The sequence below is a fragment of the Staphylococcus sp. IVB6214 genome, assembly GCF_025558585.1.
In the GTDB taxonomy this organism is placed as follows: Bacteria; Bacillota; Bacilli; order Staphylococcales; family Staphylococcaceae; genus Staphylococcus.
In genome coordinates this window covers 1,401,727-1,414,197 of sequence record NZ_CP094723.1, presented here as the reverse complement: position 1 = coordinate 1,414,197, position 12,471 = coordinate 1,401,727, and the positions used below count along the sequence as shown (strand labels likewise).

The 12,471-nt window shown below is 37.5% G+C and carries 11 protein-coding genes; 10 read left to right on the top strand and 1 reads right to left on the bottom strand.

Annotated elements, in window-relative coordinates:
* Positions 1 to 129 precede the first annotated feature (129 nt).
* The gene (leuS, locus tag MUA51_RS06795; protein ID WP_262559059.1) at positions 130 to 2,541 is read left to right on the top strand and encodes a leucine--tRNA ligase; all 2,412 of its coding nucleotides are present in this window, start codon (positions 130 to 132) and stop codon (positions 2,539 to 2,541) included.
* Positions 2,542 to 2,554: 13 nt separating this feature from the next.
* Positions 2,555 to 2,866 (top strand): rhodanese-like domain-containing protein, encoded by a 312-nt coding sequence (locus MUA51_RS06790; RefSeq protein WP_262559058.1) that lies wholly within the window; start codon positions 2,555 to 2,557, stop codon positions 2,864 to 2,866.
* Between the two features lie 133 nt (positions 2,867 to 2,999).
* On the opposite strand, the gene MUA51_RS06785 is transcribed toward MUA51_RS06790, so the two are convergent.
* Complete coding sequence (locus tag MUA51_RS06785) at positions 3,000 to 4,301, bottom strand: BaiN/RdsA family NAD(P)/FAD-dependent oxidoreductase (protein WP_262559056.1); 1,302 nt, start codon at positions 4,299 to 4,301, stop codon at positions 3,000 to 3,002.
* A 115-nt stretch (positions 4,302 to 4,416) separates the two neighbouring features.
* Between MUA51_RS06785 and MUA51_RS06780 the strand changes: the two genes are divergently transcribed.
* The 8 genes from MUA51_RS06780 to MUA51_RS06745 all read left to right on the top strand — a co-directional run bounded on the left by MUA51_RS06780 (position 4,417) and on the right by MUA51_RS06745 (position 12,410).
* Positions 4,417 to 6,051, top strand: a complete 1,635-nt coding sequence (locus MUA51_RS06780) for a putative polysaccharide biosynthesis protein (RefSeq protein ID WP_262559055.1) — start codon at positions 4,417 to 4,419, stop codon at positions 6,049 to 6,051.
* On the top strand, positions 6,051 to 6,752 hold the full coding sequence (locus MUA51_RS06775; RefSeq protein ID WP_262559054.1) for a pseudouridine synthase: 702 nt from the start codon (positions 6,051 to 6,053) through the stop codon (positions 6,750 to 6,752). Before MUA51_RS06780 ends, MUA51_RS06775 begins: the two co-directional genes overlap by 1 nt.
* 59 nt (positions 6,753 to 6,811) lie before the next feature.
* Positions 6,812 to 7,225, top strand: coding sequence for a YtxH domain-containing protein (locus MUA51_RS06770; RefSeq protein WP_262559053.1), 414 nt, complete (start codon positions 6,812 to 6,814; stop codon positions 7,223 to 7,225).
* Positions 7,226 to 7,397: 172 nt separating this feature from the next.
* On the top strand, positions 7,398 to 8,807 hold the full coding sequence (gene pepV / locus MUA51_RS06765; protein ID WP_262559052.1) for a dipeptidase PepV: 1,410 nt from the start codon (positions 7,398 to 7,400) through the stop codon (positions 8,805 to 8,807).
* A gap of 2 nt (positions 8,808 to 8,809) precedes the next feature.
* Positions 8,810 to 9,658 carry a D-amino-acid transaminase gene (gene dat / locus MUA51_RS06760; RefSeq protein WP_262559051.1) on the top strand — a complete coding sequence of 283 codons (849 nt, stop codon included), beginning with the start codon at positions 8,810 to 8,812 and terminating at the stop codon, positions 9,656 to 9,658.
* Positions 9,659 to 10,011: 353 nt separating this feature from the next.
* Entirely contained in the window at positions 10,012 to 10,803 is a 792-nt protein-coding gene (locus MUA51_RS06755; RefSeq protein ID WP_262559050.1) for a phosphotransferase family protein, read from the top strand.
* 12 nt (positions 10,804 to 10,815) lie between these two features.
* A complete protein-coding gene (gene trmB / locus MUA51_RS06750) occupies positions 10,816 to 11,466 on the top strand; it encodes a tRNA (guanosine(46)-N7)-methyltransferase TrmB (RefSeq protein ID WP_262559049.1) in 651 nt (216 codons plus the stop codon).
* A 107-nt stretch (positions 11,467 to 11,573) separates the two neighbouring features.
* Positions 11,574 to 12,410 carry an MBL fold metallo-hydrolase gene (locus MUA51_RS06745; protein ID WP_262559048.1) on the top strand — a complete coding sequence of 279 codons (837 nt, stop codon included), beginning with the start codon at positions 11,574 to 11,576 and terminating at the stop codon, positions 12,408 to 12,410.
* Positions 12,411 to 12,471 lie beyond the last annotated feature (61 nt).

The window sequence follows — 12,471 nt, the reverse complement described above, 5'->3', positions numbered from 1 at the left end:
AATCAAACATCTCAACTATTTAAAATGAAGTGCACATATGTGAATGAGGGTGGTACCGCGGCATCATGTCGTCCCTCTGAAGAATAACAGTAGTTTGAGGTGTTTTTTGTATTTTAGGAGGTCTATGCTGTGAATTACAATCATAAGCAAATTGAAAAGAAGTGGCAACAATATTGGTTAGACAACAAAACGTTTAAAACGGAGGACAATTTGGGACAAAAGAAGTTTTATGCATTAGATATGTTCCCATATCCTTCTGGCGCTGGACTACATGTTGGTCATCCTGAAGGTTACACAGCAACAGATATTATTTCTCGTTATAAGCGAATGCAAGGTTACAATGTTTTGCATCCGATGGGTTGGGATGCATTCGGTTTACCAGCGGAGCAATATGCACTAGACACTGGGAATGATCCGGCTGAATTTACAAAAGCCAATATTCAAACATTCAAGCGTCAAATTCAAGAACTTGGATTTAGCTATGACTGGGATAGAGAAGTAAGTACAACAGATCCTGAATATTACAAGTGGACGCAATGGATTTTTATTCAATTATACAAAAAAGGTTTAGCGTATATCGATGAAATTCCAGTAAACTGGTGTGAAGCACTTGGTACTGTTTTATCAAACGAAGAAGTCATTGATGGTGTCTCTGAACGTGGTGGACATCCAGTTGTTCGTCGTCCAATGAAACAATGGGTGCTAAAAATTACAGAGTATGCAGACCGCTTACTGGAAGATTTGGAAGAGTTAGATTGGCCAGAATCGATTAAAGATATGCAACGCAACTGGATTGGTCGTTCTGAAGGTGCACGTGTGCGTTTTGATATTGCAGAAACTCATGAAAATGTTGAAGTGTTTACAACGCGTCCAGATACTCTATATGGTGCGACATTTATCGTATTGAGCCCAGAGCATCAACTTGTAGATGAGATTACAAAAGCTGAACAGTTGGAGCAAGTGCGTGCTTATCAACAAGAAGCAGCTAAGAAATCTGACTTAGAACGTACTGACTTGGCAAAAGAAAAAACAGGTGTGTTCACAGGTGCGTATGCGGTACATCCATTATCTGGTAAGCAAATTCCTATTTGGATTGCAGATTATGTACTCGCATCATATGGCACGGGTGCTGTGATGGCGGTTCCAGGTCATGATGAGCGTGACTATGAATTTGCTGAAACATTTAACTTAGATGTTGTGAATGTCATTGAACACGAAGAGGACACACCTGTTTATACTGGAGATGGTCGTCATGTAAATTCAGGCGACTTAGATGGATTGAATAATGCTGAAGCTATCGAAAAAGCAATTGCTATTCTGGAAGAAAAAGGTGCTGGCGAGCGCAAAGTGAATTACAAGTTGAGAGACTGGTTATTCAGTCGCCAACGTTATTGGGGTGAACCTATTCCAATCATTCACTGGGAAGATGGTTCTATGACAACAGTACCAGAATCTGAATTGCCACTATTGTTACCAAAAATGGATCAAATCAAACCATCAGGAACAGGTGAATCGCCACTTGCTAATAGCGAAGAATTTGTGAATGTCGTTGATGAGAAGACAGGAATGAAAGGGCGACGTGAAACGAACACAATGCCGCAATGGGCAGGTAGCTGTTGGTACTATTTACGCTATATAGATCCGAAAAACGATCAAATGCTTGCAGACCCTGAAAAATTAAAACATTGGTTACCAGTAGACCTTTATATCGGTGGTGTAGAACACGCTGTCCTTCACTTGTTATACGCACGTTTCTGGCATAAAGTACTTTATGACTTAGGGGTTGTACCGACTAAAGAACCTTTCCAAAAATTATTTAACCAAGGTATGATTCTAGGTGAAGGTAATGAAAAAATGAGTAAGTCTAAAGGGAATGTCGTGAATCCAGACGAAATCGTAGCGTCTCACGGTGCAGATACATTGCGTCTATATGAGATGTTCATGGGTCCACTTGATGCGTCAATTGCATGGAGTGAAACAGGATTAGACGGTGCACGTCGATTCTTAGATCGTATCTGGCGTTTGTTCGTTACAGATAATCATACATTATCTGATAAAGTGGTTGACGAAGCAACGCCGAAATTAGAACAAGTGTATCATCAAACGGTTAAAAAAGTCACAGAAGACTTTGAGACATTGAACTTCAATACAGCAATCAGTCAATTGATGGTATTTATTAATGAATGTTATAAAGCAGATGCGATTAACCGTGTGTATGTTGAAGGCTTTGTAAAAATGATTGCACCTATTGCTCCACATATTGGTGAAGAACTATGGTCAATTTTAGGACATGAAAGTACGATAACGTACCAACCATGGCCAACATTTGATGAAGCATTGTTGCAAGCTGACAATGTAGAAATTGTTGTTCAAATCAACGGTAAGGTCCGTGCGAAACTTGAGATTTCAAAAGATACATCACGAGAAGAAATGGAACGCATCGCATTGGCAGATGAAAACATTCAAGCAAACTTAGAAGGTAAAGATATTAAGAAAGTTATTGCTGTACCACAAAAATTGGTGAATATTGTTGCTAAATAATAGGAGTGAGACGATGAAAGAGATTTCAATGGAACAACTAAAAGAGAAGTTATTAAGCAATGAACCTGTTCATGTTATTGATGTACGAGAAGATGAAGAGGTTGCACTTGGAATGATTCCGAATGCAAAACACATTCCAATGCAAGAAGTACCAGAACGTTTAGAAGCGTTTGAAACGAACAAAACGTATTATATTGTTTGTGCTGCTGGTGCAAGAAGTGCGAGAGTTGTTGATTATTTAACTGATCACGATATCGATGCGGTCAATGTTGAAGGCGGCATGAAAGCATGGGGCGATGGCGGTTTAACATACGGCGGAATTTAAGATCATAATTATTAGGCGTACAATCTCGATTGTACGCCTTTCGTATGTTTCGACAATGACATGTTTCATAAAATATTGACACCTATCAAAAGAAAGAGCGATTGGTAGGACGAAATATCTTGTCATATCAAGATTACAGTTCCGTACCCTCGTTAAATAAAGGATTCTCTATTACTTCAGCCGGTGAGAACTGTCCTGCATAATATCCGGCAACGTAGCCAGTTACCAATGCACTTGTAATGTTATAGCCACCTGTGTACCCGTGTATATCAAGTACTTCACCACATAAAAATAAACCGTCTTGTAATTTTGATGACATCGTAGTTGGTACAATTTCTTTAATAGAAACGCCACCCCCTGTAACAAAAGCTTTTTCTAATGGAAGCGTTCCATTGACTGTGAAAGTAAAAGCTTTGAAAAGATGTGCTAATTGGTTGATTTGTTGTGCACTAAGATGATGATATGTGGTTTCTAAGTCAATGTTTGCCTGCTCAATAATGAAATGTAAATAACGTGTCTCAATAAGTCCTTTGAGAGCATTTTTAATAATTTTATCGGGTTGTTCTTTCAATAAAGATATGATTTTTTGTTTGAGTTGTTCTTCATTTATAGAAGGGAACACATCAAGTTGCATTTGAATATCTTGTCGCTTTTGCTGTTGTTGTTCTTTGTATATAAACTGACTGCATCTGAGCGCAGCTGGCCCGCTTATGCCAAAGTGGGTGAATAGCATATCCATTTGATGTGTGATTCGTTTTTTGCCATTTTTTCTAAGCACCGAAAGTCCTACATCTTTTAGGCTTAATCCCTTTAATGTTTGTGACTTGATAAAAGGTTCATGAGATTTGATTGGCACTTCAGTTGGAAATAAGTCTGTGATAGTATGACCAAAAGATATCGCAAATTGATAGCCATCTCCAGTAGAACCGGTATGTGGAACACTTGTACCACCAGTTGCGATAACAACAGTCTTAGCATAGTAGTGCTTGCCATCTTCTAATATCACAGTATAAGATCCATTAGAAAAGCTAACAGATGCGACAGGGCTATTTTCGATAACTGTCACTTGTTGTTTATTCATTTCTGCAATTAAAATGTCTAAAACATCTTGAGATTTATCAGTGATTGGAAACATGCGTCCGTGATCTTCTTCTTTAAGTTTTAATCCACGTGATTCGAAAAATTGAATGATAGACTGATTATCAAATAGTGTAAAAGGGCTGTACAAAAACTTTCCATTTCCCGGAATGTTTTTGATGATTTCTTCATAGGGTAGGTTGTTCGTAACGTTACAACGTCCACCACCAGAAATTTTCAATTTTCGGCCAAGCCCTTTTTTCTTTTCAATTAATAAAACACTTTGCTCATTTTGACTGGCAGAAATTGCGGCCATGATGCCACTAGGACCACCGCCGATGATGATTGTTTGAAACATGGATGGAATTCTCCTTTGATTTTATATATTTTAATTTTAACATAATCAGATTATGTGTATAATTGTGTTGTTATGCAGAAAGAACTAAAAATTTCAAAAGTAGGTTGATGATTTTATGAGTGAAAATAAGGAGTTAGTACGGGGAACGTTTCTATTAACGGTAAGTATTTTAATTACAAAAATACTTGGCATACTTTATGTTATTCCGTTTTATCGTATCATAGGTGGCGCTGATAATTTAGCACCTTATAACTATGCATACGGCCCCTATAATATTGCGATTGCAGTTGCAACAGCGGGTGTCCCGTTAGCAGCATCTAAATATGTCGCAAAATATAATGCGCTAGGTGCCTATCGCGTCAGCCAAAAATTATATAAATCAAGTTTTGTAGTGATGGGGGTCACGGGTCTCATTGGATTTGCTGTGTTATATGCATTATCACCAACGATTGCATCTATCACCATCGCAAACAATACCGATCAAAGTGCTGGTTGGACAGCTGATCAGATTACGAGTGTCATTCGCACGATTAGTTTTGTTGTCATCTTTATTCCGATACTCGCAACATGGCGCGGTGTATTCCAAGGCTATAAATCTATGGGGCCAACTGCTGTTTCGGAAGTTATTGAACAAATCGCACGTATCATCTTTATACTAGTGGGCAGTTACTTAGTGCTTAATGTGTTCGAGGGATCAATGTTATTGGCGAATGGTATTGCGACATTCGGTGCAGCGATTGGAGCGATTGCAGCTATCCTTACACTATGGTGGTATTGGATTAAACGCCGTAAAGGCATTCAAGAAATGGTTGCATCTGATATGACAGGTATTGATGTTTCATATAAAGATATGTACAAAGAAATCATTTCATACAGTATTCCATTCGTTATTGTGAGTTTGAACTATCCATTGTTTATGATTGTGGATCAACTGACACATAACAACGCACTAGATATTGCAGGTGTTTCACATCGTATGCAAGACATGTTCTTTACAATTTTAAATATGACAACAAACAAAATTGTAATGATTCCAACATCCTTAGCTGCGGGATTTGCGATTAGTTTGATTCCATTCATCACAAAAACGTATGAAGAGGGCAACTATAAGGAAATGCACAAACAAATACAAACATCTATCGGTGTTTTAATGTTTATTACAGTACCAGCAAGTTTAGGGATAATGTCACTTGCTGTTCCGTTGTATACAGTGTTTTATGAGTACAGTATTGATGGAAGTCGATTACTCTTTATTTATGCGCCTGTCGCTATTTTGATTTCGTTAATCAGTGTGATTGCATCTATGTTACAAGGTATTAATAAACAGAAATTAACAGTATTCATTATTTTAGGTGCTGTATTACTTAAACTGTTGTTGAATCATCCATTGATTGTAATGTTCCATACTGCTGGAGCAATCTTGAGCACAGCCATCGCATTATCATTTGCGATTATAGCAAGCTTGTTAGTGTTGAAGAAATATGCAGGATATCGTATTTCTGGGACACTGTATGATATCGGTAAAATCTTGATTTGTGGTTTTATTATGATGATTATTGTTGAAGCGGTATATTATGGACTACAACATATCATTTCACCAGCAAGTCAAAGTGGTGCGCTTATTATCACTGTCGTATGTGCACTTGTAGGTGTGATTGTTTATACAGCATTGACATTCAAAACACGACTTGCGGATAAGTTCCTTGGAGAAACAGCTAACAAAATTAGAAGAAAGTTAGGTTTTGCTTAATGAGAATTGATAAGTTTTTAGCTAATATGGGAGTGGGTTCACGTACAGAAGTTAAAAATTTATTAAAAAAAGGGCTTGTCACTTTGAATGATGAAAAGATAAAGTCTGCAAAACAGCAAATAAATCCTGAACAAGATCAAGTTTGTGTTGCCGGTCAACAGATTGATTATGAACCTTATGTATATCTTATGTTGAATAAACCAGCTGGTGTCATATCTGCAACGGAAGATGACATGCATAAGACTGTTATAGATTTGATTGAAGAATATGAGCATCTAGATTTATTTCCGGTAGGTCGTCTTGACAAAGACACTGAAGGATTGTTACTTATTACAAATGACGGTGACTTTAACCATCGCATTATGAATCCGCATAAACATGTGCCTAAGCGCTACTTCGCAGAGTTGGCACATCCAGTTTCTGAAGGTGCTATTGAGAAGTTTGAACAAGGCATTCAATTGACAGAAGGCTTACTACAACCAGCACAACTTGAGATATTGATGCCCAACAATCATGCACGAGTGACGATTTGTGAAGGGAAGTATCATCAAGTTAAGCGTATGTTTCATACGATTGATAATGAAGTGGTTTATTTGAAAAGGGAAGCGATCGGTCCGTTAGCATTAGATCATCGGTTGAAAAAGGGTGAATATCGAAAACTGACAAGCTCGGAAATTAACCTTTTTAAAAATAGTGAATAAAAAATGTTTACTATCATCATCCATAGGGAATAGGGATGGAAACAATAGAGGTGATAAATATGGCAAATTCTAAAAATGTATTAAAAGCAGCAATTGGAATTGGCGCTGCGGTTACAGCAGTTGTTCTTTCTAATAAAGAACGCCGTACAAAAGTAAAAGAAACTTATGATCAGTATAAAGAAAATCCTGAAGAATATAAGCAGCTTGCACAAGAAAAAGTAACTAAAATTAGTTCTTTAGCAACGGAAGAAATCAACAAAGTAAAAGAAGATCCAAAAGCTTATGTTGAAACAATCAAAGAAGATCCAACAGCTTTCATCAACGACAAGAAAGCACAATTGTTAGATGAAAATGAAAAGGCAGAAGTAAACGAAGCTGACTTTGTTTCTGAAGGTGGCGGAGATACTTCACAAAACTTAAACGAATCAACAAAAGAAGTTTTGAAGAATAAAAAAGAAAATACAGAGAAATAATTAACAGCTGGAGTCACATTATTGTGGCTTCAGTTTTTTATGTATCAATATGTGGAAATAGAAATAAATAATTTGTCAGAAAATTGACACATGTTATGTATTTTTACTGTTGTTTGTAACGAAAATCATGTAGAATGAAAGTTACAACTCGTTTAGAAGGAAGCTGAGACATATGTGGAGAGAAAAAGTTAAAGAATATGAAAATCAGATGATCGAAGACTTAACAGGGTTACTCGCAATTCCATCAGTTAGAGATGACGATGAAGCGACAGCAGATGCCCCAGTTGGTCCTGGTCCTAAGGCAGCATTAGAGTATATGTATCGACTTGCTGAACGTGATGGTTTCGATACGTTTGATACAGATCACTTAGCAGGACGAATTGAAGTAGGAAAAGGCGAAGATTTATTTGGGATTCTTGGCCATGTTGACGTAGTACCTGCTGGAGATGGTTGGGATTCAGATCCATTTACACCTGTTGTCACGGATGATCGTGTAATTGCTCGAGGAACATTGGATGACAAAGGCCCTACAATTGCTGCTTATTATGCGGTTAAAATATTAAATGATATGAAGGTTGATTGGAAAAAACGTATTCATATTATTATTGGAACAGATGAAGAATCTGATTGGAAATGTACGGATCGTTATTTTGAAACGGAAGAAATGCCATCAATTGGTATTGCACCAGATGCAGAGTTTCCGCTCATTCATGGTGAAAAAGGAATCACAACATTTGATATTAAACAAACGGCGTTAGCTCAAGACGATGATGAACCTGAAATTGAATTACATCATTTCAAAGCAGGCGAGCGCTATAATATGGTGCCAGACGAAGCGAATGCCGACTTGTTGGTGAAAGAAAATATGACGCATACGATTCAACAATTTGAGACATTTTTATCAGAACATCAATTGACAGGTAACCATGAAGTAGAGAACGGTATTTTAAAATTAACGGTATACGGCAAAGCAGTACATGGTATGGATCCATCTATTGGTGTAAATGCGGGACTTTATTTAATCCATTTTCTTAATACACTGCATTTAGATCAAACAGCACATAACTGGACTGCATTCAGTGAACGCTACCTTTATGATTCTCACTTTGGTGAAAAGATGGACATGAAGTATCGTACCGATCAAATGGGAGACCTTACAACAAATATTGGTATTTTGACATATGATAAAGCACAAGGTGGATCATTTGGTATCAACCTACGCTACCCTGAAGGCTTTGACTTTGAAACGGCGATTCGTCAGTTTGAAGATGATATTAAAACATTAGGCTTTGAACTGGAAATTGGGAAAGTTCAAGTACCACATTTCGTTGATCCAAGCGATCCATTTATTCAAAAACTTTTATCGGCATATCGTAATCAAACAGGTGATATGTCTCCATCATATACAATTGGTGGGGGGACATATGCAAGAAACCTTGATAAAGGTGTCGCATTCGGTGCGATGTTTGATGACTCAGAAGACTTGATGCATCAAAAGAATGAATATATTACAAAAAAACAATTATTCAATGCGACGAGTATTTATTTAGAAGCAATTTATTCAATTTGTGTGGAGGGATGAGGATGACAAAGGTTTTACTCAATGATGTATTAGTAGATGAACAAGAAGCAAAGGTCGCTTTTAATGATAGGGGCTACAATTTTGGTGATGGGATATATGAATATGTGCGCATTTATGACAATAAGCTGTTCACAGCTAAAGAGCACTTTGAACGCTTATTAAGAAGTGCCGCTGAGATTGGCCTCGATATTGACTATACTGTCGAGTCGTTAACAGAATTAGTGCGTAAGCTTGCCGAAGCGAATGGCGTGACTGACGGTGGCGTATATATGCAAATTACAAGAGGGGTTGCACCAAGAGATCATCCATTCCCGACTCCATCTGTCGAACCAGTTTTTACAGCCTTTGTGAAGGCATATGAACGCCCATTCGACGAACTTCAAAATGGGGTTGCAATTGTCACGACGGAAGATATTCGTTGGTTGCGTTGTGATATTAAAAGTCTGAACTTATTAGGCAATGTTTTGGCAAAAGAATACGCGACAAAATATAATGCTGAAGAAGCAGTCCAACATCGTGATGGCGTTGTAACAGAAGGGGCTTCAAGCAACGTGTTTGCGATTAAAGATGGTGTTGTTCATACGCATCCAGCAAACAACCTTATCTTGAACGGAATTACACGTCGTGTGATTCAATGGATATGTGATGATGAGAATATTACATTCAACGAAGCACCTTTCTCATTAGAGTTTTTGAAAAATGCTGATGAAGTGATCATCTCAAGTACATCTGCAGAAGTAATGCCTGTTGTTAAGATTGATGGTGAACCTGTTAATAATGGAACGGTTGGCCCAATTACACGCAAGTTGCAAGAAGGATTTGATCGCTATATTCAATCACATTCACATTAATGTCGTTTGAAAAAAGCAAAAGCTAATTAGATATGACTGTTTCATGACATATCAGATAGATACTCAAGTAAAAAGACACATTTTGTGTTTCATTTTTGGTTGAAAAAAAAGCGTATTAACTATACACTTATTAATGAGTCTAAAAATAGTACGTGGATAAAAATTAGGAATGAATATGCCATGAGTTAGAAGATATTTTACATTATGGCTAAGGGCAATTAACGTGTCATATCAATTGGGTAGAAATATATGATATGCATGATTTATGCCGGGGTGGGACATGAAAATCTCATAATTAATTATGAGATTTTTGTCCCACTCCCTTTTCTCTTTGAAAGTGAGGTGAACATGTTGTGGAGCAGTTTTATCAGTTAGGTTGGACATTGGATTCGGCAGGTGGTGTTTCAGGTGAAGCATACATGGCTGAGCAGGATGGGCAGAAGTTATTTTTGAAAAGGAATTCCAACCCATTTATCGCTGCCTTATCAGCAGAAGGTATCGTCCCGAAGCTAGTCTGGACAAAAAGAATTGAAACCGGTGAAGTCGTTACAGCACAACACTGGAAAAATGGCAGAGAACTCAATGCGAATGAAATGGGTCAAGCTCGAGTGGCACATTTGTTAAAGAAAATTCATCGATCCCAACCATTACTGACAATGTTAAAACGTATGGAGATGGCACCGATCACACCTGAAATCATGTTGAATAAGATCAATGCGTCTTTATCAAGAGATGTATTAACACACCATGTTGTCCGTAAAGCATTGATTTATTTGGAAGATCATATTCCAAACTTAGATCCAAGGTTTTATGCAGTTGTACACGGTGATGTGAATCATAATAACTGGTTACTATCAGACAAAGATGAGCTATATCTTGTCGATTGGGAAGGTGCAATGATTGCTGATTGGGCAATTGACATTGGTATGTTGCTTTACAACTATGTTCCAGAAAGCCGATGGGCAGAATGGTTAGAGACGTATGGTGTTAAAGAAACGTTAGATCTGAACAAACGCATGAAGTGGTATACGGTGATTCAATCGATTGGTATGATTCAGTGGAGTGAAGAACATAAACGTTTTAAAGAAATGAATACATGGCTTGAATTTTTAAATAATGTCATGAAAAGTAATTTATTCATATAAGGAGTATATATCATGAGAATGCGACATAAGCCGTGGGCAGAAGATTATTTACGTGAACATCCAGAGATTGTTGATATTGATTGTGACTATGCCAAGTCTGTAACAAAGTGGTTTGCCAATGATCGCCCGATTCATATCGAAGTTGGTTCAGGAATGGGTCAATTTATCACGACACTTGCTGCACAAAATCCACACATTAACTTCATTGCGATTGAACGTGATAAAAATGTAATGATTCGTGTGTTAGACAAGGTGAGAGATCAAGGGCTAACGAATATTAAGCTTTTATGTAACGATGCGGTTGTTTTAACTGATTACTTTGAGAAGGATGAAGTTTCTCGCATTTATTTAAACTTTTCCGATCCATGGCCAAAGACACGACACGCCAAAAGAAGGCTTACTTATCATACGTTTTTGGCGATTTATCAACAAATACTACATCCCGACGGTGAAATACATTTCAAAACAGACAATAGAGGACTGTTTGCTTATAGCTTAGAAAGTATGTCGCAGTATGGTATGTATTTTACAAAAATCAATTTGAATCTGCATGAAGAAGATGCAGAAAACAATATAGAAACTGAATATGAACACAAATTTTCACAGAAAGGTTCTCGTATCTATCGTATGGAGGCGAAGTTCCATACGTCTGTTGAATCATAGTGTTTTGTTAAAGTATCGCTCACTATATCGTTGAGAGATACTTTTCTTTTTGTTTGAAGCGAACACTGTTAAATGGATAAAATAGAGATAATAAGGGGGAATGTCTTATGAAAATAGGCAAATTTGAAATAGATGTACTCAATGGTGGGGATGTACAAATGGATGGGGGTGCCATTTTTGGTGTGGTACCGAAACCACTTTGGTCAAAGAAATATCCGTTTAATGATAATAACCAAGTTCCTTTGGCTGCACATCCGATATTAATTAGAACAGAAGACTGTCGAATTGTCATTGATGCAGGCATTGGTAAAGGACGTCTCACTGAAAAACAAATGCGCAATTATGGTGTAGGTCAAGAAGCGGCTATCGAAAAAAGTTTAGCGCAATTTGACTTAACTGTGGATGATATTGATATGGTACTCATGACACATATGCATTTTGATCATGCGACAGGACTCGTTGATGATGAAGGACGATCAACGTTCCCGAACGCACGGCATTATATTCAACAAGATGAATGGCACGAGTTTGTGAGTCCAAATATTCGAAGTCAAGCAACTTATTGGTCATCGAACCGCGGAGATTATGAAGCGCGCACAATTTTGTTTGAGAAGTCATGTACACCGTATCCAGGTATTACGATGTTGCATACTGGGGGACATAGTTATGGTCATTCGGTAATTGAGATTGAAAGTGACGGGGAAAAAGCTGTACATATGTCGGATATATTTCCAACTGTGGCACATGTGAATCCATTATGGGTATCAGCTTATGATGATTTTCCAATGCAATCTATTCGTGCTAAGGAGTGTTTAACGAAAAAATATATATTGGATGACTATTGGTTTTTGTTTTATCATGACATGAAGTATTTTGCTGCGAAATTCGATGTAGACGGTAAGACGATGACAGAAACAGTCGAACGGCCAAAATTTAATGAATGATATAAGACAAAATAAAAGGGCGTAAAGTGTCGGGTCACTTTGCGTCCTTTTAATGTTTGAT